Source organism: Halobacillus sp. 12SKB (genome assembly GCF_052941655.1).
The window spans coordinates 1,728,890-1,753,423 of sequence record NZ_JBRFWR010000001.1 but is presented as its reverse complement, the minus strand read 5'-3'; the positions used below and the strand labels follow the sequence as shown (position 1 = coordinate 1,753,423).

Sequence of the window (24,534 nt, the reverse complement as noted above, 5' to 3'; positions counted from 1 at the left end):
TACATGTGGAAGAATGAGTATAACCGTTGGAAAGATTTCAACGAATTAAGCGAGGATTTAGCCACCCAGTTGAATCAACTCTCTGAGAATGATGAATTACTGGAAGATGCTTTCTATAAGAACCTAGAGTTTGGTACTGGTGGCTTACGAGGGAAAATAGGCGCCGGGACAAACAGAATGAATATTTATACTATCCGTAAAGCTGCCGAGGGACTGGCAAGGTACATAAAACAACAGGACCTTAGTGACCGTGGCGTAGCTATTGCCTATGATTCCCGGTATATGTCTAAAGAATTTTCTGTAGAAACAGCGAGAGTACTAGGGTACCATGGCATTCCTGCGTATGTCTTCACATCATTGAGACCGACGCCTGAACTTTCCTTTGCTGTTCGTTACTTGAACGCTGGAGCCGGTATTGTCATTACAGCAAGTCACAACCCTCCTGAGTACAATGGATTCAAAGTTTATAATGAGGATGGAGGGCAAGTCCCACCAGAAGAAGCGAAAGATATTATTGCTTACGTAAATGAAGTAGAAGACGAATTAAATATAAATGTTGCAGAACAAAATGAGCTAGAAAATAACAAACTCCTTAGATGGATCGACGAAGAAATTGATCAAGCCTATTTAAATGAATTAAAAAACGTAACTGTTCGTTCAGACATAAAGAAAGATCTTAAGCTCGTCTTCTCTCCACTTCATGGAACAGCCAAAGACCTAATAGAAAAAGGACTGGAGCAAAGTGGTTTTACATCAGTTTATACAGTAAAAGAACAAGCTATGCCTGATCCTGAATTTTCAACCGTATCCTCACCAAACCCAGAAGAACACCAAGCATTTGAAAAGGCGATTGAATACGGATCATCTTTAGGGGCAGATTTATTAATGGCTACTGATCCGGATGCTGACCGCTTAGGGGTTGCTGTACCTGATCAAGAAGGTAACTACAAAGTCCTTACAGGAAATCAAACAGGTGCTCTTATGCTTGATTATCTTCTTGGACAAAGTAATGAAATACATGATAACGCACTTCTAATTAAAACCATTGTGACATCGGAGTTTGGCCGTGTTATCGCAAACTCTTATGGAGTTCAGTCTTTAGATACTTTGACTGGATTTAAGTTTATCGGTGAGAAAATTCGTGAATTCGAACAAACAGGAGAGTTTGAATTTATGTTCGGTTACGAAGAAAGCTACGGATACCTTGTGAAAGACTTTGCGCGGGATAAAGATGCTGTACAAGCCGCCGTACTTGCAGCTGAAGTTGCTGCCTTTTGGAAAAATAAAGGGAAAACTTTATTAGATGCCCTGCAGGAATTGTACGAAAAGAATGGCTATTTCCTGGAAGATCTTCAATCGATGAAATTAGAAGGAAAATCGGGAGCCTCCAGGATACAAGCTATCATGGATGATTTCCGAAATGCTGATATAATTGAAGTAGGCGGTAAAAAGGTCTTAGCTGTAGAAGATTATACTACATCTACTCGGAAATACCTGCAGGATGAAAAAGTAGAGAAAATAGACTTACCCTCATCAAATGTCATTAAGTTTATTCTTGAAGATGATTGCTGGTTCTGCTTGCGCCCATCCGGAACAGAACCGAAGATCAAGTTTTATTATGGAGTTAAGTCTACTTCTATATCAGAAAGTGAAAAACTAATAAAAGCTGTAAGAGACTCTGTGAATGATAGATTGCAAGTATTAGTCTGAAATTGCAGTAGTTAAAGCAAAAAAACTAAAAGACAAGCTTCCAAAAATCCCGGGGCTTGTCTTTTAGTAATGGCTTTGTCATTGAGCGGTAAATTCCGCGTCGTAACTGGGGGTAAGATGGTAAGGGTGGTAAAACTTAGTGGCCGTTGAAATTCATAAGCAATTATGAAGCTTATCGAAATAAAGTGTATTTACCAAAGACTATATTGTACATTTTAAATGCGATTCTTTCACTTAACATAATTACAACAAAATTCATGTAAAATTTAAACCAATTGAAGACTGTTAATGAGATATTTTAAGAACTTATAATTTCCAGAATTTTTCGCCCAATCAGGTGTAAATCATTTTGATTATCAGATGATTTTTGTTTCCGTAAAGCTTCTAGTAATTTGGCTTCAACTTTTAAATTAATTATTTCTTCCCAAGTCAATAACATGATGTGTTTTTTATCTTTAAGGTAGTTAATAGTATTATTATCTTCCCGCATATTAATTCTATTTAAAACTATTAAGGGTTTTCTATTTATTACAGCTTCACTTACCGTACTCCAACCTGCTTTAGATATGACAATGTCAGCAGCAGCTATGTAGTTTTGAGACTCTGTTATATTATCAGGAATCTTGTACACGTTAGGAAGATCCACGTTAAGGTTACTTGAAACTAGAAATATACAATCATCATTATTCCAAAGTTCAAATAAATGGATATCCTCTATATTAATTTTCATACCTAAACCAAAATAAACAATAACCTTTTCTCCACTTTGGTTTACTTTGTCCTTGATTCTTTGGACTTCATAACTTTCTGTGGTTCTCGCTAACCAATTAAAACTTTCTTCTTCAACTTTTCCCCATGTAGGTTCTCCACTTCCAGCTAATGAATAATAATAACTCATATATTCATAGGCTGTTTTAAAAACCTGTAGGTGTTCATCCTGGACCAATGAATGATAGGCAGTGTACCAAGTGAAATTAGATATTCCAATACTAGGAATGTTACATCTATGAGCGGGAATAAAAGGAATGGGACTTATATCAGAAATGACTAAATTTACATTATTTTCCTTAATAAAATCACCCTCAAACTGCAATCGTTCATCCCATTCCTTTATGAATTTTAGATATTCCCTTTCTTGAGCAGAAGAATCTGGAAACATACTGTTTAAATTTAGTATGTAACCAATATCAGTTTCTACTTCACGATATTCTATTTGATTACTGTGTAAAGATTCTTTCAAAAAATCTATAGCAAAAGAATGACACACAATAATTTTCAAATCTTTCTTGCCAGCCTTAATTAATTCTCTTATGACTGCTATACTTCTCGTAGCATGTCCATATCCATAATCTGATATATAGTAAGCAATAGTTTTCAATTGACAATATTCCTAACTCATGAAATAAATACTGACTTGGCTTTTTGAAATTCAGCAATGACTTCTTCCCAATCGAAGGTAATCCTAACAAAATCTTCATCCGTAATACCCGATCCGGTTTGTACTTCAATAAATTCTAAGTCCTTAATTGCTCTTAAACCATGTGTTTTTCCAGCTGGAATATGCACGACATCTCCAGCCTTAACGCGCGTGATTTGATTGTCTAAAGCAAGTTCTCCTTGTCCTTTAACAATCGTACATACTTCATCTCTTAAATTATGATAATGATAGCTAGAGTTTTTTCCTTCTTTAATACAGATACGCTTGGTGACCATTTCCTCTCCGTCTCCATATTTTGTATAATCGAGCGTTCTTGACCAGCCCCATATTCTTTCCTCGTACATCGGTGGATTATCATAATTCTTAATAAGCTCTTTAATTTTAGGACTGGACTCCTTATCACTAATAAGTATCCCATCTGGACTTGCTGCTACAACTAGATTCTGGCCTCCAAGAACAGTAACTGGAATATCAAGTTCATTTATTAGATGAGTACCAGTTGAATCTTCAGATACAACCCCTCTTCCAATCTGAGAAGATGTCATTTCCTCTGTTAGAGTATTCCAAGTTCCAAGGTCTTTCCAATAACCATTGTAAGGAAGAGCTACTATCTTTTTAGCTTTTTCTACTACTTCATAGTCAAAACTAATTTTAGGAAGCTCGTTGTATTGGTTCCTTAAAGTGTTATAATCTATCGGTAAATGCTTAGCCCTTAATAAATCAAGTAAATAGCCTAACCTAAAAGCAAACACTCCACAATTCCAAAGGGCTTCACTTTGAATGAGAGATTCAGCTTCTTCCTCATTAGGTTTTTCCGTGAAGTTATTAACTTCAATATAGTGCTCTCCTTTTCCTTTAGGCACTATATATCCATATTTTGAAGACGGGTAGGTGGGTTTAACTCCAATTAAGGCTAAATCTGACCCCGTTTTTTCTACAAGAGCCTCTAACTCTTTAACTCTATTAAAAAATTCGCCTTCCACGTAAGGATCTACAGGTAAAACTGTCACTACCTCGTCTTCACTTATATTATCGACAGAATATAGGTAGGACGCAGTAAGCGCAATAGCTGGAAAGGTGTCTCGTCTCTCAGGTTCTGTAACAATTGGAATTTGAAAACCCAACTGATTATGTATCATTTCTTTTTGCAGTTTTGATGTAGCAATTGTAGAAGAATAGGCTAATCCTGCATTTTTTATTTGCCTCCATACCCGTTGAACCATAGATTCTTTTTTCCCTTCCCCATTGTCCAGTATTCTTAAAAATTGTTTTGACCTTGTATCATTAGATAGAGGCCATAGTCGTTTACCGGAACCACCGGAAAGTAATATTAACTTCATTAAGATTCCACCTTTATATATTATTTAGAATGTCTTTATACTTATTTATTGAAGCATCTTTCTTCAAATTTTCCTCTAAAAATACCCTTCCATTTTTCCCCATTTCAGCCATTTCAACATTATCCAAATTGTAAAAATAATTTATTTTGCTAACAATATTTAAATAGTCATGAGGCTCTACTACAACCCCTGATTCACTAGCCGAAATCAACCTTTCGGCTTCACTATGTTTTTCCAGTACTCCTAAAATCGGCTTCCCAGCTGCCATAACTCCGTATATTTTACTAGGGACTGAAACACCTTTTATACCCTTTTGATTTACCACAAGATGTACATCTGCACTGTTTAATGAATACTTGATAAAAGATTTTGGTTGATAAGGTAAAAAAGTTACATTCTGTAACCCCTTATCTTTTACATAATCCACCATTGTTTGCTTCATAGCCCCTTCGCCAATATATACAAAAGATATATCATCATTATCTTTAAAGTGTTCAGCAATAGTAACTATGTTTTCTAAATCATAATATAAACCCAAGTTACCAGAATACATTACAATGAATTTACCATCTAGGTTATGTTTTTTTTTGAATTTTTGGATTTCTGCATTATTAGATTCTAAAGGAACAACGTCTTCTTCATTTATCCAGTTGTTAATAACACTATGTTTAGGTGTTTTTTTACTTTTAAATCTGTTTTTTAAAGTCTCAGCCATATCCTTTCCCACAACTACTACTTCATTTGCATATCTACAATTAATTAAATCGATAGCACGTGCAATTTTAAATATTATAGGGCTAGCTGAATATTTAGCAGCCTCTGCTTGCTCAGGATTAAAGTCTTGAATATTATACAAATGTTTCGTTCTTTTAGCTAACTTACCAATCGTGCCAATTAACCCCCCAAGAATAGGAGGTTGTGAGATAGTATATATGACACTTATATTCCTCTCTTTTAATAATGAAAATAACGCCAAGAAAAAGTAAGAAGAGATATATTTGAGACGACTAGCCTTAGAAGTTTTATCGACAGTAGGTAATTTCACACGTATTACTTTAATATTCTCTAAATAATCTGTTTCAATTAACTTACTGGATGTAGTACTTTCTCCAGCATAACCAGGTTGTGCAGCAACAACCGTGATATCGAAATCATTTTGTAAATCTCTACATAGATCTGTCATTAATTGTCCAGTTGATGCTAAATCTGGATAGAAATAGTTAATAACAAATACAATTTTTTTTCTTTCTGTTTTCATTGTATCCTCCTTCATATATTAACCTACTTTTTACATGTGGTATACATGATTTACCTTCTTTCCTCTCTCTGCATCCATGCCTCGTTTTTTTTCCTCTATTCCCTTAACTACCAATAAATTTATAAAAAGAGCAATTGTCATAAACAATACCTTATTCATCCACAAAGTTAAGCTTACCTGGGCCTCTATAAAACAATAAATAAGTAGACCTATTATTACTACCCTTTGATTCTGGTTTACTATTTTTTTACTAACATAAATCCAATATAACATATAGATTATAGTAAGAATTAAAACACAAAAACCAACCAACCCGTTTTCCCCTAATATCTCCAAGAATAAATTATGAGGATATTCCATCTGAGAAACAGAAGAAAATGATGCGGTACCTGATCCCCAAACCGGGTTTTCCTGAAATAAACTTAAAGATTTGTTGAAGGCTGTTGTTCTAGCTTGAGCAGAAGCGTCAATATTTTCTTCAAATAATGAGCTGAATTTAGAAATTATATTATTGAAAAGTTGAGGCTTTGTTTGTAAAGCTAACACTGCACCTATAAATATACATGTTAGTAAAAGTAAAATCTTTAGTGAGATCTTTATGCTTAACTCTCTTTTAAGCAAATAATTAGAGAATATAAATAAAACACTTAAAAAGCTAGCTATTATTGTACCTCTTGTATTAGTACTAAATAAAACGAAGATAAGAAAGAAAAAACTAAAAAAACTCAAAACACGAAATAAAGTACTTCGACTACTTAGTAATATATATACGCTAACAATAACTGCAACACCAATTAAAAAGCTGAAAGGCACAGGATGAGCTAAACCAGGTGAAAGTCGAGAAGTAGTTTCGTTTGGGTTAGTGAAAGCAATAATGCTTAAGATTATTCCTATTGACCAAAAAGAATATATAAATTGAGTAAATGTTCTATTGTATTCTTCTTTATTATAGTGTGGTTGAAGCCTTAAAAAGAAGTAGAAGCTAATGCCTAGGCCGAAATATCTTAATACGGTCTCTGAAGCCTTGATATGATCAGGGGCGTATAAAACCCCCAACGTTAAAACAACCCCTAACAAAATCAGTAGTAAATCCATTTTAATTACTGAATACTCAACTAATCTACTCCTCTCCTTAATAATAATCAATGCAAAAATTAAAAGTGGTAATATCAAACCTAATAATAAATCTGATTCCTCTGATATTATTACACTACTTCCATCTTGGATTGATATACGGATTAGATAACTTTGACTAGCCAAGATAAGTCCAGATACAGGAAAAAAATAACTGATTACTGATATTAAAAAAAATAATATTAGGTTCAAAAAAACCCCTCCAGCAACTTATATAAAGCCCTTGTTACTCCAAAGTTATAATTGATCCACAAAGATCAATTATAATAATTACTCAAAAACTGAGTTAATCGCATTAATAGCTTGTTTTCCATAATTTCTATGATGCATTTTTTTCCAAACACTCAAAGGGCTCTTTGCTTCATTCCTTACGTAATCAATATTTTGTATTACCCAATTTATTGAGTTTGTAAATTCATCTTCTTTATAAGGGTCTATTACTATTCCGTTTTTCTTTTCATGGATGAGATCTCTTGTAACTCCAGCATATTCGCTAGACAAGACAAAGGTCCTTGTAACTAATGCTTCATTTACTACAAGTCCCCAAACTTCTCTTAAAGAAGGAAAAATCAAGCAGTCTGCAATACTTAAATAGTAAACAACTTCATGTTGTTGTTTATAGCCAAGAAACTCGATATTTTTTTCTATCCCTAAAGTCCTTGCCAAAGTTACCAAACTATCTTTTTCCTCTCCATCTCCAATTATACTTAACTTCCAATCATCCATACTTAATTTACATAGTGCTTTAAATGTCTCATTTAGACCTTTCCTTGTTATTAACTGACCAACAAATAAAAAATTTACTACATTTCTATTTTTCTCAAGGTTTAGAACTTGCTTTTTTTGATTTTTGTAAAAGTAATTGATGTCCACAGTATTGTATCCTGTAAAGATTTTTTTTTCATCTACATTATAATGAAGTAATGCATTTGTAGCTTCTGTTCCATATGTGATAAACGAATCGGTGTTAAAAAAGAACACTTTCCTTATTAAGTTCATTAATAGGTTCTTTACTCTGCTACTCTTCAACGTGCTTCCCCACCATACCATTAGCTTCTTATTAAAAAGCTTTGCATAGAAAAGTGCTGTCCAAAAGCCTAATACGTGATAACTCGTAGTAATAATTAAATCCGGTGCTTCACTTTTAAGCTTTGCAAATAGACCCGGATTAAAATGAAACCCAAGGTCCATACTTTGAATAAAGTAATGCTTTCCGTCTAAAATAGAATATTTATACTCTATGTAATTTTTATTTATATGCCAACTACGGTTATTTTCCTTCTCTTGCAAATACCAAACTTCTAAGTTTATATCATTTTGTTTATTTATTTCATTCCATACAGGAATACGATATGGCGTCATACCCTCTGTTAATATAAGTACATTCTTCATTTTCTCACCCTCAATTTGTCCTTTGTTATAGGTCTTGGATTTTTACAAACCTTCGACCATTCCCCTTTTATAGTATGTTCCTAGTGCATTTCCATAACTTTTTTAAAACATGACTTACATAACAGCATTAGTTATAGTTTCAGGGTTGTTAGTTTTCACTATCAATCTAATCCAAATAGTTTACAATCCCCATACTACATATTTCACAGCAGTATTTGGAACTTGTTAATTGCAGAATTAGTTATAGGGCCTTTAGCCAGAGAAATAATATACATAAGGATAAATTATACATTAGCACCCTTGAATAGTAACGTTATCACGTTTCCTCTATAAATTATGGAATTTCTACAACGTTGTGATCTACATACCTCTCTCTTTGGTGTTTCTTGTGTCGTTTTACCATAACCTTAGAAGAGAGAAGGATGTAGCTAATTATATTATTCTAGGATACGAATGATTTAACTTGTGTTTTTTATTAATATAGTGTTAATTTAATAGTATTATTAACTTATCTTTCAATGTTAAATATAACACTTTATCATTTGCCAATAAGAATAATATGAAAAAGTATTCTAAATGGATATAAGAAAAAATATTAGTATTAAATTGGAGGTGATCCTTTACGTAAGGTAATTAAGATCTTTTAAACTTTTTTTCTATTTAAAATCCTAACATTTTTGACAAACCAAGCTCTCAATTTATACATACTTGTAGGGAAAATCTAAATATAGTCCCTTGTTTGTTCCACAAAAGCATTACATAAAAAGATGTTTTCCTCTACTGTATTAAATTGGCTGTAGAAAGAGAGAAGGATTAAATAATGATATTTTCTCGTGTACCATATGATCCTTTTATGAAAAATAGAAACTCAAATTATTTTATATTATAATAAACATTCTTATAGCTATCCAGAAATGAATCGACACTAACATCATAATTATATGATGTTTTTTCATTACCTTCTATTGCTTTTATTAATGCATCAGCTAATGACTTTGCATTCTCAGAAGTAAAAACATACCCTAAATTGTATTTTTCAGCTAAGTATCCTAAGTTACCCTCCTTAGGACATATTACTTTTTTGTTAGTTGCTATAGCTTCAGTCATAGGGCCACTATTTCCGGTGAAAATTTTTCTGTAAGGCAAAACTACATAGTCACTTAATTTGACATTATTCATAAAATTTATATCGTCCACAAACCCAAACTCATATCTACAATTAATGTTATATTCTTTTGTTTTATCTAATATATAACTTTTATTAATATCTCCTTCTTTGCCAACAACATTTAGTAAAATTGATCCCCTATACTCTTTTGGTATATAATAAAATGCATTCAGCAAAATATCTAGCCCTTTATCATACCTAGTTTCACCTAGAACAGTAAAGATTTTTTGTTTTTTTGGTATATTATAAAGATCGGTTAATTCTTTTTTACTAGACGATTTTGTATAATCATAGAAACTAGGATAATTAACCACAACAACATTCATAATATTATTTTCATTTAACTTTAACTTGATATACTCTGAATGAACTATAAGCAAAGCAATTTTTTTCGCAAATCGTTTAAGCAAATTCATCTTTAATTTATTTTGAGGATAATGATGCAAAGTTCCAAGTACTACCATGTTTCTTCCTATGTTCAAGTAGAAGGGATTGACATATAAATTATCGACATAGAGAAAGTGAAGCATTTTGGCATTTACATCATATGCTTTTTTAATAGCATTTTTAATATATCTATTCCTTGAAAAATAATATCTTACATCAAGTTTGTTTGTAGGGAAATTAGTAATAATTGTTCCTTCACTAGTACCTTTTATACGTAAGAGAGTATCTAAATAAATTTTATGATGACCTGATAGTGTATTATCTACAAGTAGGATACTTTTTGCTTTGTTCATTTTCTCACCCTATTTTTATACTAGCTTTCGTTAATCCAATAAAAATTTCTGTAAACTTAATACTAAGTAAGACACAAGGATTCTGAATTATAAAAATAATCCATTCAAGTCAGAACTCTTTTTTAACATTTCATAAAGCCTTATGATCATTGATTATTTCTTTTAAAACACGTATATGATTATAACTATCTGACTTAACAGATTCGAAATTATCAAAATCAGCGTCAACTGACAGATTCTTAGATTTAATTAACTTAGATAGCTTTAACAAGTTTAATTTACCTACATAGTAGTCTTCTAAATTCATATTAGTTAAGAACGTTTTGGTTTTATCTGCACCATTTAAAGATATAAATGGAACTCCATAAGAGAGCGCTGCAACTCCTACATGTAACTTTTGAGTAACTAATATGTCTAATTCAGATATAAATTGAGTTATTTCATCAGGGTTTGTATAGTGAAATAACTTAATGTTTTTTTCGTTTAAGTTAGGCATATATTCATGCTTCATATCATATTCAGGTAAATGAGTATCCATATAGTATATTTCATATGAATTCTTTTTACTGTTCAATAATCGATTTACCATATAATCAATTGCTTTTGTTTTTTTTCCTTTATTTATATTTATACCAACCTTTATTTTTTCTTTTTGATTTGATTTTTTCACATTAAAAAATAGAGGGAGTTGCCATACTACATCATTAAAAAGCTTTACATTATTATTATATCGCTTAACTACTTTTAAATCTTCTTGATTCCTTACTGTAACAAGTTTAGTTCTCTCACTTAAAAGTAGTTTTTTCATTCCTTCTAATACCTCTACATCTCTCGAGGTACCACTTCCGCCTATTGATAAAGGATAGATAGAGCAATTGTATTTTTCTAGGTTCTTTACAAGCTCATGTAATCTTTTATTTCTATCACTTTGGACTGAACTGACATTCTTGTGATTTACTAGGAAGCCGCCACCACCTATAATACAAAAATTTGACTCCTTCACTAACTTCTCTATTGAATTAACAGTTTTTATATTATATTGCTCTGATAAGTTATTATCCAGTTTATAAACAAGGGGTTCTCCACCACATTCCTTTACAACTTCTGCAAACATTAATGCCATAAGATCGTCTCCGAAGTTACCATAAAAATAAGATCCAAAAATTCCAACTTTCATTTTCTCCACTCCCTGAAATACAATTATTTATTATTATCTGAGCTTAATTTTTTTGTGATGGTTTTAAATATTGGTAATAAAATCAATGCTTTAGACTGCTGAAGAAACAAAAATCTTGTTTTATTATGAAAAACATTACAGAAATATGTTACAAAAAACTGAGAGATAAGTGTTGTATAGGAAGCCCCTAGTGCACCATATTTAGGAATGAAAATAAAATTTAATAAAATGTTTATTGTTACTCCTATTAAGTTCGTCCACATCGAGTAATTAAATAAACTTTCACTTAAAATATATGGTCTTCTTCCTAGTCCAATAAAAATGAATATTGATGTCCATATATGTATAGAAAGAATACTGGAAGAGCTTAAATATGAACTTCCATATAAAAAGTAGATGATTTTTTCAGCGAATATACTTACGGGTATAGCTAAACATAAACCTAACACAAATAATAATGTAAATACTTGCTCGAATTTCGATACATATTTTTTCCAATCACTATCCCTTAACTTCAGTAAGACCGGGGTGATTGAAACCATAATAGCAACCGGGATGAAATTCCAAGCCTCAGTTAGTTTAGTTGCTGCTGAATAAAAACCCACTTCACGTTCACTAGATAGTTGAGCTATCATTGTTTGATCAATTTTCATATATAATGCTACTGCTACTCCTGATATAGTCAGTGGCAAGCTATCTTTGAACAAACTCTTTCCTCTTGTGTAAGACAATCTCCATTTAGTTTTATTCTCATTCTTTTTAATAAATAATACTATAAAACCTATTGCATTTAAGAATACTTCCAAAGCTGTAGCTATTACAAAGTATATTAATGGAGCATCAAACATTAAAAGAGCGATTCTTGTTATGGAAATTACACTAAAAGCTACGCCCCTAGCAATAACAGAATATTTCGAATTTAATTTTGATTGGAAGTAATAATCGATAATATCAAAACACTTAAAAAAATACCCTAAAGACACTATTAATACTAATACCTTAGTAAAACTGTCAAGAGATAATAAATAAGTACTTATTAATGAAAGCACTATTAATAATAAACCACCAATTGCTTGAATGAAGAAACCAGTTGCAAGTATTTCCTTTTCGTTTTCAGGTTCTTTCACTAACTCTTTTACAATAATTCTGTCTAATCCAAACTTTACTAAAGGAGTAAACAGAAATACTAATGACAAGACAAATGAATATAAACCATAGTCACTCGGACCTAAATATCTGGTTATCCATACTCCTATGAGTAAACTAGTCCCCATTTTAATGAACTGTTCTAAAGTTAGCCAACTAGTGTTTTTTATTATTTTCATAAAAGCATTCTTTTGATATATTTTATCTTTAATCTTTTTATACATGATAATCCTCTTCAAAATATTTATACTAATACATATAATAAGCGATTTTAATTTAAGAGTTTTTTTAATATCTTATAATTGTTTATATATATTGTGAATTTTAGATGCGTTTATTTCTGAGGTGAACTCCTCTCTTGCTACGGCCATTGCTACACTTCTTATTTTTTCCATTTTTTCATTATCTTCGATTAAATACTTTATTTTTTTAGCGAGATCTATATAATCAGATGAAGTGTATAAAAGCCCGTTAAACTCATGTTGAATTAACTCTGTAGTTGCGCCAGCTTCAGCACCTACTACTGGAAGTCCGGCCAACATATACTCTATAGTAGTTCTTCCAAATGCTTCGTTTTTTGAACACATCAAAGCTATATCACACTTATTCAGAAATTCATTAATATCTGACTTATACCCCCAAAAATTCACTAATTCTTCTATATCTAGCCTTTTAGTTAACTTCTTCAAATTGTCACTATCAGGCCCATCACCAACTAAATTTAATATGCAATTTATTTTTTCTTTATTCTTAAGATGTTCAATTGCATATATAGCATCTCTTTGACCCTTTTGGGTATTGATATTGCCTATCAATAATATATTTGTTTCTTTATTAAGATCTATTTCTGTTTGATCTTTTTCAACAGGAGCAGATATATTACCAGGTACTCCATTGTAAATCATAGCAATTTTACCTTCTTGCAAATAGTCTTTATACTTTGATTTGATTTTTTTTGAAATGGCTATCACTTTTGAAGAATTCTTATTCATGAAATGCATAGAAGTTTTTATTCCTAAATCAAACTTTAGATTATAATCCTCTTTTAAAAACTCTCTTATATGCCATACATGTTTAGTGTTAGCAAGGTTTGCTGCAATTGCTCCAACTTGTGTTGCACTAGAATTACTGTGAACAATATCTATGTTATTATCTTTAATAAAATTTTTAATTTTATAACCATAAAAAATATTTAAGAGTAGCCTAGCAACTACTCTTAAATATTTGCGGTTTTCTGAAACCCATAACTTAAAAGGTAATATTTTGTATGGAATATTTAAAGTTTCAAGTTCATCAGTAAGTGGACCATTAGTTGGGCAAATTACTAACGGTTTAACCCCATAGTTATCTAATTCACTAATCATGTTCAAAAGAGATCTATTTGCTCCATACATGTTAGAATAATGTGTAATATATAATACATTCATCTATACCCAGCCCTTAACATAATGAATTTGAATTACCCTGCAAAAGTAATAAATTAAATGTTCTGCATATCTTCTTCAGCCATAATTTTTACTAATTCTTCAAACGATGTCTTTACAGGGTTCCAGCCCAGTAGTTCTTTGGCTTTCTTCGGCTCACCTAATAATTGATCAACTTCCGCTGGACGGAAGAACTCAGGGCTCACCTCTACTAGAGTCTCACCCGTTTCTTTATTAATTCCCTTTTCATTCACACCTTCGCCTTGCCATTCTAGTTCTATCCCAACATTTTCAAATGCTAAGGTGGCAAATTCTCTTACGGTATGCATCTGACCTGTTGCAATAACAAAGTCTTCTGGCTGATCATGTTGCAACATTAACCACATACATTCAACATAATCTTTTGCATAGCCCCAGTCACGTTTGGCATCCAGATTTCCTAGATACAATTTATCTTGTTTTCCTTTAGCAATTCTTGCAGCCGCCATTGTAATTTTTCGAGTTACAAAGGTCTCACCACGGCGTTCGGACTCATGATTGAACAAGATACCATTTACTGCAAACATATTATAGGATTCCCTATAGTTTTTAGTGATCCAGAAACCATACATTTTCGCCACTCCATAAGGAGACCTTGGATAAAAGGGAGTTGTTTCTTTTTGAGGAACTTCTTGTACCTTGCCATATAATTCAGATGTTGAAGCTTGATAAATTCTAGTTTTATTCTCTAAACCTAGTATCCTTACTGCTTCTAGAATTCTGAGAGTACCTACCCCATCTACATCTGCTACATACTCAGGTGTATCAAAAGATACTTTAACGTGTGACATTGCTGCCAAATTATATATTTCATCTGGTTTAATTTCGTTTATCAATCTGATTACGTTTGACGTATCAGTTAAATCACCATAGTGGATGTGGAAGTTTGGACTAGACCTTAACTCTTCGACATACAAATGTTTTATTCTCTCTGTATTAAATGAAGAACTTCTTCGAACAATACCGTGCACTTCATAACCCTTTTCTAATAATAATTCTGCTAGAAATGATCCATCTTGACCTGTAACCCCTGTGATTAAAGCTGTTTTCATAGTATCCTCCTGCTATTTGCTTTCTATTTTTGCTTTTTCATTTTTTAAATACCATTCATATGACTTTTTTATACCATTCTCTAGTGTTGTTTGAGCTTCCCAACCTAAGCTGTTTAGTTTAGTAACATCCACCAATTTTCTAGGGGTACCATCTGGTTTTGATGTGTTGAAAGTGATTTCCCCCTCGAAGCCAACGATATCTTTTATAGTAACCGCTAAATCATTAATAGATATATCTTTACCTACACCAATATTAACAATTTCATTTCCCGTGTGGTTTTGCATTAAGAATATAGTTGCATCTGCTAAATCTTCGGAATAGAGAAATTCTCTTTTGGGCGTACCAGTTCCCCAAATCTCAACACTTGGCTTACCTTCAACTTTAGCTTCATGAAATTTCCTAATTAATGCAGGAAGTACATGGGATGTTTCCAAGTCGAAATTATCATTTTCACCATACAGGTTCGTTGGCATGACAGATATGTAATCTGTTCCATATTGTCTATTGTATGATTGACACATTTTTATTCCAGCGATTTTAGCAATGGCATATGGTTCGTTAGTTGGCTCAAGCTCTCCAGTTAATAAATATTCTTCTTTCATCGGTTGAGCTGCATGCTTTGGATAGATACAAGTACTCCCCAGGAATAGAAGCTTTTTAACATCATATCGATAAGATGCATCTATTACGTTTGTTTGAATAAGTATATTATCTCTTATGAAATCTGCTGGGAATTCGTTATTAGCTACTATTCCTCCCACTTTGGCTGCTGCAAGAAACACATAATCTATATTTTCATTTTCAAAAAAGTTATTAACAGCATCACGATTAGTGAGGTCTAATTCTTTACTAGTTTTGTAAACTAAGTTAGTGTATCCTTCACGCTCCAATTTCCTTAAAATAGCTGACCCTACTAAACCTCTATGGCCAGCTACATAAATTCTTGAATTAAAATCCATAACAGCCTTCCACCTTTCTAATAAGCATCTTTAGAACCAAATAAAACAAGAACTGTCTTAAGTATTAATTTCACGTCTAAATAGATACTTCTTTCATTAATATATTTCAAGTCCAATCTCACCCAATCATCAAACCCTATACTACTTCTTCCACTAACCTGCCAATAACAAGTTAACCCTGGTGTAACTGACAATCTTTGTTTTTCATAATTGTTATACTGTTTAACTTCACTTGGTAAGGGCGGTCGTGGCCCAACTAGACTCATATCACCTTTTAACACATTAAATAGTTGAGGTAGTTCATCGACACTTGTTCTTCTAATAAACTTCCCTATCTTAGTTATCCTAGGATCCTCTTTCATTTTAAAAACAGGCCCATTAGCCTCATTCTTTTTCATAAGTTCAGCTTTTAGCTCTTCTGCATTTGACACCATAGAACGAAATTTATACATTCTAAATTCTCGACCATCCTTACCTATACGAACTTGATTAAATAAGACAGGTCCTTTTATATCTTCAATTTTAATAAGTACACCAACTAATATAAATAAGGGGCATAATACTATAATACCTATCGCCGCTCCAAATATATCCATCAGTCTTTTTATAATCAAGTATATAGTACTATCGCTATTATCTACTTGCCTAGTACCTATTTGGCTAGAGGTCTCTTTAGTATTCATTTGAGTCACGAAGTTCACCTACCCTCAATTCTTTAGTTTAGAACTTCACTAAGCTCTGCTGAAATTACAGGGCGCCCAATAGAATGATATTCCACCCCACACTTTCGCATTTCTTCCAAATCAAAACAATTCCTACCGTCTATTACTAATGGGTAATTCATAGCAGAAAATAGACTCGAATCTATTTTCTTAATATCGTCCCATTCAGTTAATATCAAAGTTGCATCACTTTCATAGACAGCTTCCTTGATATTTTCTGCGTAAGTAACTTCTGCGTTAAGAATATTTTTAGCATTCTCAGTAGCTATAGGATCATATGCTATTACTTTCGCGCCTTCTTCTACTAAATGATTCGTAACTACTATGGAAGCAGCTTCCCGCATATCATCCGTATTTGGTTTAAAAGCCAACCCTAAGACTGCTATTTTTTTCCCTTTTATGGATGGCAATCTTTCTAGCAACTTATCAATAATCAAGCTTTGCTGCTTTTTGTTAACATTCACTACACCTTTAAGCAGTTCAAAATCATAGTGAACGTTTCCAGCAATTTGGATAAGTGCTTTTGTATCCTTAGGAAAGCAGGAGCCTCCATACCCAATACCAGCATTTAAAAATTGGGAACCAATCCTTTTATCCATCCCCATACCTTTGGCAACATCTTCCACATTTGCCTCTAAGCGATCACATATGTTTGAGATTTCGTTTATAAAGCTAATCTTAGTTGCAAGAAAGGCATTAGATGCATACTTAATCATCTCAGCACTCTTTACATCAGTTCTGAATACAGGTACACCAAATGGTTTATTAATCTCTTCAAGGATATCACCTGCTTCTTCACTTTCCGTACCAATGACGATACGATCTCCGTTGAAAGAATCATAGATTGCAGATCCTTCTTTTAAAAATTCAGGGTTGGAAACCACACTGACTTTTAAGTCCTTTTTCATATTTTTCTTTATGATTTCTTCAATATTATTATTTGTTCCTACTGGAACTGTACTTTTGGTAACTACAACTGTGTCCTTCTCAATATTTGTAGCAATATCCACAGCAACCTGGTAAACAAAGTTCAAGTTAGCTGATCCATCTTCATTCTCAGGAGTCCCAACAGCTATGTATATAACATCAGCATTATTGAATCCTACTGTATGGCTAGTCGTGAAATATAGGCGTTCTTCATCTAAATTTTTTACCATCATTTCACTAAGACCAGGCTCATAAATTGGAGATATTCCTTTTTGCATCTTCTCTATTTTCTCAAGATCAACATCTATACAAGTAACGGTATGACCTATCTCAGAAAGACTCACGCCGGTAACTAATCCGACGTAGCCTGTTCCAACTACAGCTATTTTCAAGTGATTACCTCCTGGTTACTCAGTTCTTAACTTTTTGCCTCGTTAATGTTTGAAGCAGTTCTTCTACATCTGCACCTATCTCTTCATTTTTCAATGCAAATTCGATTGTTGTTTTTATGAACCCGAATTTTTCGCCTACATCATATCTCTTACCTTCAAAATCATAAGCAAACACTTTTTGTAATTCATTCAACTCTTGAATGGCGTCGGTTAATTGGATCTCTCCACCCGCTCCTGTTTTCTGTTGATCGAGAAAACCGAAAATTTCTGGATTTAGGACGTAACGGCCCATAATAGCTAAGTTTGAAGGAGCAGTTCCCTGCTTTGGCTTTTCTACAAAGTTGCTAACCTGGTATCGACGACCCTCACTCGCACTTGGATCTACAATTCCATAACGGTGTGTCTGATCGTCTCCTACTTGTTGAACTCCAATTACAGAAGAACCAGTCTCCTCATATTGGTTAATCAATTGTTTAAGGCAAGGTATCTCTCCTTCTACAATGTCATCTCCTAGAAGAACCGCAAATGGGTCATTTCCGATAAAGTTTCTTGCAGACCAAACGGCGTGTCCAAGTCCTTTTGGTTCTTTTTGTCTTATGTAATGGATATCTACGTTGGACGTTTCTTTAACTTTATCTAGCAGTTCAAACTTCTCTTTTTTCAATAAGTTATCTTCGAGCTCAAAGTTATTATCAAAATGATCTTCAATCGCACGTTTTCCTTTACCAGTAACGATAATGATGTCTTCTATTCCTGACGCAATTGCTTCTTCTACAATGTACTGAATTGTTGGTTTATCCACAATCGGCAACATCTCTTTAGGCATTGCTTTCGTGGCTGGTAGGAAACGCGTTCCTAGCCCAGCAGCTGGGATGATAGCTTTTTTTACTTTTTTCATAATTAACACCTCTTTAATATTTTGTATGTTTTTCACTTACTATGTTATCACCCTTTCTATCGGGTTCACTTCCATCAACGTCATGTGCTTATTACCTTTTGAGTGTTAAATGAGGGTGAGCGTAAACGAGACCAAATAATTTACATTTCACGAATTAAATCACATTACTTATCATAAGGATTTAGTTATTCCCTAGAAATTCATCAACCAAAATAACCACTTTTTGTGACTTTTCACTTAATAGATAGCAGGACCATGACGATATTATAATTACAGCTTTTCAACTAAGTCTTTAGATTCTTTTCAATGCCAGCAAAAACGATTGAGCATCGACATGTTAACTTTCATACTACATCCTGGCTATGCACACTGCACCGATAAGTGAAATATGTATTATTTTTTAAACGCAAGGTACTTTCATATACATTACAGAACGTAAACTATTTACCTATAGTACCGTTTTCTATAAAACAAAAAAGCTACGTAAAGGGATAATAAGAAGTGATACTTGGAAACATGGGAAGAATAACAAAGCTGGAATCAATAAAAATCATGCTTGTGTCAACACATTCTCCCTTTGTCCAAGCTAGTTGCTTTTCGTTGTTTCGTAGGTTCAGCTATTATTCTAAATAGCGACAACTCTTCATGTGGCAAAGAATACTTGATGTAATGAATTTTCCAGAAAAGACTATGGTGGTTTTCTGTTAATCAAATTTTTCACACCTGTTGGATATGATTAACAATACATTGTAACTATTTTGTAACATATGTATTGTATCAATAACATTGTATCCTTTAAAGGGGATTCTTGTGGATATTTACATAATTTTTATATATTTTGTAAAAAAACGCTTTCATTTATTATTTGTTGATAAAAGAAAAGTGATTCCAGCACCTTAAGCCAAAATCACTCTCTACATATCTACTAGAACAAACCAAAAACTTTTTTCTTTTTCTTCACGTGTTGAGGTGGTTCTGCCTGCAGCACCCGTCCTGAAATGACATCCTCTGCATTCTCAGAAAGAATGTACACCATATCAAGGCCATAGTTCTTTCTGATTTCAGCGTAAGCTTCTGACATACAGAAACCTCGGGATGTCGTATTATGTGCATCACTGGCGATCAAGTGAGCCAGGTTAGCATCAATTAATTGTTCTGAGAACTTCTTGATTTTCTTACCGAACTTCCCACAAACACTTGCCGCCGTCAGCTGGACGAACGCTCCTTTTTTCACGAACGAATAAAGAAGTTCTGGGTTCTCGATGATCGCTTTATTCCTCTCCGGGTGAACGATGATCGGCTGATAACCAGCTACCTGCATATCAAAAAACAGCTGTGGAGCATAGCGCGGTATGGAGTTGGACGGGAATTCGACAAACACGTAGTTCGTATCATCATTGATCGGAAGGATTTCATTGGCTGACAATCCTTCAATCATCTCTCCAAAAACTCTCGTTTCCTGCCCTGGTAGAACTTGCAGGTCGATTCCTTTTTCCTTAAACGTACGGTTCAACTCTGCTACCTGGATCTTGATGTTGTTTTTATAGTTGTCATACGCTCCATTATTGTGATGAGGGGTCGCAACAATATGGGTAATACCATCGTTCACTGCCGCTTCCGCCATCTGGATGCTTTCTTCAATTGTCTGAGCCCCATCATCAACACCTGGTAGGATATGACTATGAATATCTATCAAAAGGCCCACTCCCCTCTTTATTTTTTATACCTATTATTAATATTTTCCTCTGTATTTATAAAATCTGTTTTAGATTATACCAATTTCAGACATCTTTTCAAAGGGGAATCTATCGTTTTTTTAAAATATTTTACATGTTTTTTAAAAATGTCACATCACTGTAAATACCGGGGGATCTTCTTAATAAAAAAGAAGAGCTGTAATAAGCTCTTCTCCTCAACTATTGACCATAATAGTAATAATAATTGCTGGATTTCAAATCTTGATCATTAAGCACCACGCCTAGTATATTCGCTTTCGCTTGTTCCAACGTTTCTTTTGCTTTTACAGCCGCTTCCTTTTCTGTCTGTTTACTGCGGACGACAAGCAGGACACCATCGACAAAGTTAGATAGAACTTGAGAGTCTGTCACAGCTAAAACAGGCGGCGTATCAAAAATAACCATATCATACGTTTGTTTAGCCTCTTCGATGAACTGCTGCATTTTTCTGGATCCAAGCAATTCCGATGGGTTTGGCGGGATCGGTCCGCATGTGATGACATCAAGATTTTCCACATCGGTTTCACGAGCCAGTTGAACGACATGTTCATTACCAACAAGGTAATTACTCAAACCACTTGTATTAGATACTCGGAATGTGTAATGTACGGTCGGTTTCCTTAAATCAGCATCGATCAACAACGTCTTTTTCCCTTGCTGAGCAAAGACAGTCGCTGTATTGGCCGTCGTGATCGACTTTCCTTCTGAAGGGCTGGCCGATGTCACGAGCATCGTCTCTAAATCTTCGTCGACAGTAGTGAATTGCAAATTGGTGCGGATGGTACGAAACTGTTCTGCAATCGGTGACTTCGGATTCTCATTGGCAATAATGTTTCGTGCTCTTGTATTGACCGCTTGCTTCTTTTTACGTGCCAACTGACTCACCTCTCATTTCTGTCACGTTCGACTTTTTTCTGGAACGACCCGGGGCTGGAAGCTCTTCAGCGGTAATTGTTGAGACCACTCCAAGGACAGGAAGTCCCAGATTCTCTTCGATATCGTCTTCACTCTTAATCGTGTTATCTAAATATTCAAGTAAGAATGCGATTCCTACACCAGCCATAAGACCAACAACAAGAGCGATGGCAATGTTTAAAGCCGGGTTCGGACTGACAGGTGCAGGATCCGGTCCAACTTCTGCACTGGAAAGGACATTGACATTATCGACATTCATAAGCTGAGGCACTTCTTCTTTAAAGACACGCACCGTTGTATTCGTCAAGTCTGCAGCAAGCATTGCGTTACTGTCTGTTGCTGTAACGCTCACGACCTGGGATTGTTCAGAACTTGAAACCTGTAATTTTTGGGCCAATGTCGCCGACGAGTAATCCACTCCAAGTTCTTCAACAACGATATCTAAAACCCTGGGGCTCTTGATGATATCGTTATATGTATTGATTAACTCCACATTCGTACGGATGTCATTGATATCATATGGGGTATTCTCCTGTTGACCTTGGGACTGGCTGACAATGAATTGGGATGAAGCTTGATACGTGGGAGTAACTAGGAAAAAGGTGTACGCTGCACTTAATCCTGCCGCTACAACTGCTAAGCTGATGATCAGCCAAATTCGCTTTTTCAGCACCTCGAAAATCTCTTTCAAGGAAATCGTTTCTTCCATGATAAACCTCCTGTTGTTTGTCGAATAAACAGATATCAGCATTATAGCACAAGATATCTTTCTATCGACCCTGTAATCTTGAATCTTTCACTGTTTTTTTACAAAAGTGTTACGACTTTCTAAAATTAATTATCGGATATCTCTTCGACAATTTGTAGGATAAACCGATATAAATAGTGAAAACACGACAATTATCCTAGTATTCCGATTTTTCTATAACCGGTGTACAATAAGAAAAATGAGTACTAGTTTCCTAGAAAGGACTGTGATGTGATGAACATAAAACGACTGCTGGTTTTTATCGCTCTACTCAGTATTGCGACAGCCGGTACAATTTTCACCGTGAATGCTGTTCAGGCTAATACACTTGAAGAGCAGTATGAACAGGCAAATGAAGCATTCAAAGAGGAAGATTTCGCAAAGAGTGTAGAAATCTATTTAAAAGTATTGGAGATGGACCCTTCCCGCCATGAAGCACGTTTGAAACTTGCGCAATCCTACATACAATTAGAACAAATCGAGAAAGCTGTTGAAACATTGAATGAAGGGATTTATGAATCACCTGAAGTTGGTTCTTTATACACCCTTCTATCAGATTTGTACATTCAAGAAGGCAGCATAGATAAAGCCTATCGAACACTGGAAAAAGGGAAACGGTACAGCAAAGAGGCTTCTGTACAGGAAGCGATGGAACAACTTCTATCCCGTATAACCATCGACTCAGACAGAAGGTTCGTCCAAGAAGGCTATGAACGGGAATACCGTTTGGTTTGGTCATCCAGAGACGGAAACCTTTATCCCCTTGATGCTGAATGGTCGGTTGAGGACGCTGAAATTGTAGATATAGCCCCTGTGGAAGAAGAACCTTCTGTCATGTTCAAAGGAACAAAAGTTGGACGAACAGAAGTCGTTGTTTCCTGGGAAGATTATACTGAAACGATGGAAATGGTCGTCGAGGATCAGGTTTTAGAAGAAGTCACCTTTGACGAATTGGAACCTTTCTCTATCGGACAAACTTCTACACTAGAAGTCATAGGAAAAGACGCAGCTCGTGAAGAGATGACCTTTGAGCCCGAGTGGACACTATCAGAAGGAAAATTTGAACTTGAGGCAAGCGACCAAACCGTGACACTTACAGCTGAAGAATCGGGGTTGGATGTATTGACCCTCTCCTATCAAGACTTCACGAAAGAAATCCCTTTGATGGTTGAAGGAGAAAATGAATCCTACATCCAAACCAACCTGGAGGGACAGGGACGCATCGTGGTCACCCCTGAAAAAGAAAGTTATGAATCTGGAGACGAACTTCAGCTTCAAGCGATTGGAGAACCAGGTTGGACGTTCGTCCGTTGGGCAGGCGACCTTGAAGGCAACCAAAGCACGATACAGCATACGATCGATGGGAATCTAAACGTCACCGCCATCTTTGAAACCAACCTTCATACATTGAACCTTACGATTGAAGGAGAAGGCGAAGTTTTCCGTGACTCTCTCACTAACACTTACTCGCATGGAGAGACGATCTCCTTACGCGCACGCCCGGCATCTGGATGGACGTTCGAAGGCTGGGAAGGTGATGTGACATCATCGTCTACGAACACTCGGCTAACTTTTGATGAAGATAAGCAGCTGCGCGCGGTCTTTGTTGAAAAAGACGAGGAAGATGAGGATCAAGAACAGGAAGAGGAAGAAATAGAAGAAGAGAAAGAAACGACCAAATACCGACTGAACGTAGGGAAATCAGGAAAAGGAACAATCAAGCAAAGTCGATCCGGGTCAAGCTTTGAAGGTGGGTCGCTTGTAACTTTAACCGCTACCCCATCGAATGGTTATACGTTTGTTGGTTGGCGGGGTGATGTGAATCATTCGTCTCGGACAGTGACCATTAAAATGAACAGTCATTATTCTGTGAAAGCCGTGTTCCAAGAAGTTGCTCCGGAGCCGGAACCGGAACCTGACCCGGACCCTCAGCCTGAACCTGAACCAGAGCCCGAACCGGAACTCTATACACTATCGACTTCCACGGATGGACAAGGGTATATTCGAGTTTCCACACAGACGGTACCTGCAGGAGAGAGAATTTCCATTCAAGCCATCCCGGCTGAAGGTTGGACGTTCGTCCGCTGGAAAGGTGATGGATCAGGCGGTTCCGCGAGTACATCGATCACAATGAATCGTAACAAACAAGTAACGGCCGTATTTGAACAAGTGAAGGAATCTTCTTCTGAAGAAGATTAAACCAAAAGCCATGAGATCA

At 34.8% G+C, this 24,534-nt stretch carries 19 protein-coding genes; 2 read left to right on the top strand and 17 right to left on the bottom strand.

Features of this window, described 5'->3' with window-relative positions; translation table 11 throughout:
- Positions 1-3 precede the first annotated feature (3 nt).
- Positions 4-1,710 (top strand): phospho-sugar mutase, encoded by a 1,707-nt coding sequence (locus ACQ4XT_RS08475; RefSeq protein WP_446853300.1) that lies wholly within the window; start codon positions 4-6, stop codon positions 1,708-1,710.
- A gap of 298 nt (positions 1,711-2,008) precedes the next feature.
- On the opposite strand, the gene ACQ4XT_RS08470 is transcribed toward ACQ4XT_RS08475, so the two are convergent.
- The 17 genes from ACQ4XT_RS08470 to ACQ4XT_RS08390 all read right to left on the bottom strand — a co-directional run bounded on the left by ACQ4XT_RS08470 (position 2,009) and on the right by ACQ4XT_RS08390 (position 22,277).
- Positions 2,009-3,088, bottom strand: a complete 1,080-nt coding sequence (locus tag ACQ4XT_RS08470; RefSeq protein ID WP_446853299.1) for a glycosyltransferase family protein — start codon at positions 3,086-3,088, stop codon at positions 2,009-2,011.
- Positions 3,089-3,105: 17 nt separating this feature from the next.
- Positions 3,106-4,488, bottom strand: coding sequence for a sugar phosphate nucleotidyltransferase (locus ACQ4XT_RS08465; RefSeq protein ID WP_446853298.1), 1,383 nt, complete (start codon positions 4,486-4,488; stop codon positions 3,106-3,108).
- 13 nt (positions 4,489-4,501) lie between these two features.
- A complete protein-coding gene (locus ACQ4XT_RS08460) occupies positions 4,502-5,746 on the bottom strand; it encodes a glycosyltransferase family 4 protein (protein ID WP_446853297.1) in 1,245 nt (414 codons plus the stop codon).
- A 30-nt stretch (positions 5,747-5,776) separates the two neighbouring features.
- Positions 5,777-7,072 (bottom strand): O-antigen ligase family protein, encoded by a 1,296-nt coding sequence (locus ACQ4XT_RS08455; RefSeq protein ID WP_446853296.1) that lies wholly within the window; start codon positions 7,070-7,072, stop codon positions 5,777-5,779.
- Positions 7,073-7,150: 78 nt separating this feature from the next.
- Positions 7,151-8,272 (bottom strand): glycosyltransferase family 4 protein, encoded by a 1,122-nt coding sequence (locus ACQ4XT_RS08450; RefSeq protein WP_446853295.1) that lies wholly within the window; start codon positions 8,270-8,272, stop codon positions 7,151-7,153.
- 873 nt (positions 8,273-9,145) lie between these two features.
- Positions 9,146-10,180 (bottom strand): glycosyltransferase, encoded by a 1,035-nt coding sequence (locus ACQ4XT_RS08445; protein WP_446853294.1) that lies wholly within the window; start codon positions 10,178-10,180, stop codon positions 9,146-9,148.
- A gap of 130 nt (positions 10,181-10,310) precedes the next feature.
- Positions 10,311-11,357 carry a polysaccharide pyruvyl transferase family protein gene (locus ACQ4XT_RS08440; RefSeq protein WP_446853293.1) on the bottom strand — a complete coding sequence of 349 codons (1,047 nt, stop codon included), beginning with the start codon at positions 11,355-11,357 and terminating at the stop codon, positions 10,311-10,313.
- A gap of 23 nt (positions 11,358-11,380) precedes the next feature.
- The gene (locus tag ACQ4XT_RS08435) at positions 11,381-12,727 is read right to left on the bottom strand and encodes a flippase (protein WP_446853292.1); all 1,347 of its coding nucleotides are present in this window, start codon (positions 12,725-12,727) and stop codon (positions 11,381-11,383) included.
- 72 nt (positions 12,728-12,799) lie between these two features.
- On the bottom strand, positions 12,800-13,897 hold the full coding sequence (locus ACQ4XT_RS08430; RefSeq protein WP_446855625.1) for a glycosyltransferase family 4 protein: 1,098 nt from the start codon (positions 13,895-13,897) through the stop codon (positions 12,800-12,802).
- 86 nt (positions 13,898-13,983) lie between these two features.
- The gene (gmd, locus tag ACQ4XT_RS08425; RefSeq protein WP_446853291.1) at positions 13,984-15,018 is read right to left on the bottom strand and encodes a GDP-mannose 4,6-dehydratase; all 1,035 of its coding nucleotides are present in this window, start codon (positions 15,016-15,018) and stop codon (positions 13,984-13,986) included.
- Positions 15,019-15,030: 12 nt separating this feature from the next.
- The gene (fcl, locus tag ACQ4XT_RS08420) at positions 15,031-15,978 is read right to left on the bottom strand and encodes a GDP-L-fucose synthase (protein WP_446853290.1); all 948 of its coding nucleotides are present in this window, start codon (positions 15,976-15,978) and stop codon (positions 15,031-15,033) included.
- 17 nt (positions 15,979-15,995) lie between these two features.
- Positions 15,996-16,661 (bottom strand): sugar transferase, encoded by a 666-nt coding sequence (locus ACQ4XT_RS08415; RefSeq protein ID WP_446853289.1) that lies wholly within the window; start codon positions 16,659-16,661, stop codon positions 15,996-15,998.
- 32 nt (positions 16,662-16,693) lie between these two features.
- Positions 16,694-18,019 carry a UDP-glucose dehydrogenase family protein gene (locus ACQ4XT_RS08410; RefSeq protein ID WP_446853288.1) on the bottom strand — a complete coding sequence of 442 codons (1,326 nt, stop codon included), beginning with the start codon at positions 18,017-18,019 and terminating at the stop codon, positions 16,694-16,696.
- Positions 18,020-18,038: 19 nt separating this feature from the next.
- A complete protein-coding gene (galU, locus tag ACQ4XT_RS08405) occupies positions 18,039-18,917 on the bottom strand; it encodes a UTP--glucose-1-phosphate uridylyltransferase GalU (RefSeq protein WP_446853287.1) in 879 nt (292 codons plus the stop codon).
- A gap of 925 nt (positions 18,918-19,842) precedes the next feature.
- Positions 19,843-20,613: a tyrosine-protein phosphatase gene (locus ACQ4XT_RS08400; RefSeq protein WP_446853286.1), complete on the bottom strand. Its 771-nt coding sequence runs from the start codon at positions 20,611-20,613 to the stop codon at positions 19,843-19,845.
- A 220-nt stretch (positions 20,614-20,833) separates the two neighbouring features.
- Positions 20,834-21,529, bottom strand: coding sequence for a CpsD/CapB family tyrosine-protein kinase (locus ACQ4XT_RS08395; protein ID WP_446853285.1), 696 nt, complete (start codon positions 21,527-21,529; stop codon positions 20,834-20,836).
- Positions 21,519-22,277 (bottom strand): YveK family protein, encoded by a 759-nt coding sequence (locus ACQ4XT_RS08390; RefSeq protein ID WP_446853284.1) that lies wholly within the window; start codon positions 22,275-22,277, stop codon positions 21,519-21,521. The genes ACQ4XT_RS08395 and ACQ4XT_RS08390 overlap by 11 nt, the downstream gene beginning before the upstream one ends.
- A 273-nt stretch (positions 22,278-22,550) precedes the next feature.
- Here ACQ4XT_RS08390 and ACQ4XT_RS08385 point away from each other — a divergent pair, with 273 nt between their 5' ends.
- The gene (locus ACQ4XT_RS08385) at positions 22,551-24,515 is read left to right on the top strand and encodes an InlB B-repeat-containing protein (protein ID WP_446853283.1); all 1,965 of its coding nucleotides are present in this window, start codon (positions 22,551-22,553) and stop codon (positions 24,513-24,515) included.
- Positions 24,516-24,534 lie beyond the last annotated feature (19 nt).

Coding starts and splice junctions, on each gene's coding strand:
- ACQ4XT_RS08475 (WP_446853300.1), top strand. CDS start 4: ATGTGGAAGAATGAGTATAACCGTTGGAAAGATTTCAACGAATTAAGC.
- ACQ4XT_RS08465 (WP_446853298.1), bottom strand. CDS start 4,488: ATGAAGTTAATATTACTTTCCGGTGGTTCCGGTAAACGACTATGGCCT.
- ACQ4XT_RS08460 (WP_446853297.1), bottom strand. CDS start 5,746: ATGAAAACAGAAAGAAAAAAAATTGTATTTGTTATTAACTATTTCTAT.
- ACQ4XT_RS08450 (WP_446853295.1), bottom strand. CDS start 8,272: ATGAAGAATGTACTTATATTAACAGAGGGTATGACGCCATATCGTATT.
- ACQ4XT_RS08445 (WP_446853294.1), bottom strand. CDS start 10,180: ATGAACAAAGCAAAAAGTATCCTACTTGTAGATAATACACTATCAGGT.
- ACQ4XT_RS08440 (WP_446853293.1), bottom strand. CDS start 11,357: ATGAAAGTTGGAATTTTTGGATCTTATTTTTATGGTAACTTCGGAGAC.
- ACQ4XT_RS08435 (WP_446853292.1), bottom strand. CDS start 12,727: ATGTATAAAAAGATTAAAGATAAAATATATCAAAAGAATGCTTTTATG.
- ACQ4XT_RS08430 (WP_446855625.1), bottom strand. CDS start 13,897: ATGTATGGAGCAAATAGATCTCTTTTGAACATGATTAGTGAATTAGAT.
- gmd (WP_446853291.1), bottom strand. CDS start 15,018: ATGAAAACAGCTTTAATCACAGGGGTTACAGGTCAAGATGGATCATTT.
- fcl (WP_446853290.1), bottom strand. CDS start 15,978: ATGGATTTTAATTCAAGAATTTATGTAGCTGGCCATAGAGGTTTAGTA.
- ACQ4XT_RS08415 (WP_446853289.1), bottom strand. CDS start 16,661: ATGAATACTAAAGAGACCTCTAGCCAAATAGGTACTAGGCAAGTAGAT.
- galU (WP_446853287.1), bottom strand. CDS start 18,917: ATGAAAAAAGTAAAAAAAGCTATCATCCCAGCTGCTGGGCTAGGAACG.
- ACQ4XT_RS08390 (WP_446853284.1), bottom strand. CDS start 22,277: ATGGAAGAAACGATTTCCTTGAAAGAGATTTTCGAGGTGCTGAAAAAG.
- ACQ4XT_RS08385 (WP_446853283.1), top strand. CDS start 22,551: ATGAACATAAAACGACTGCTGGTTTTTATCGCTCTACTCAGTATTGCG.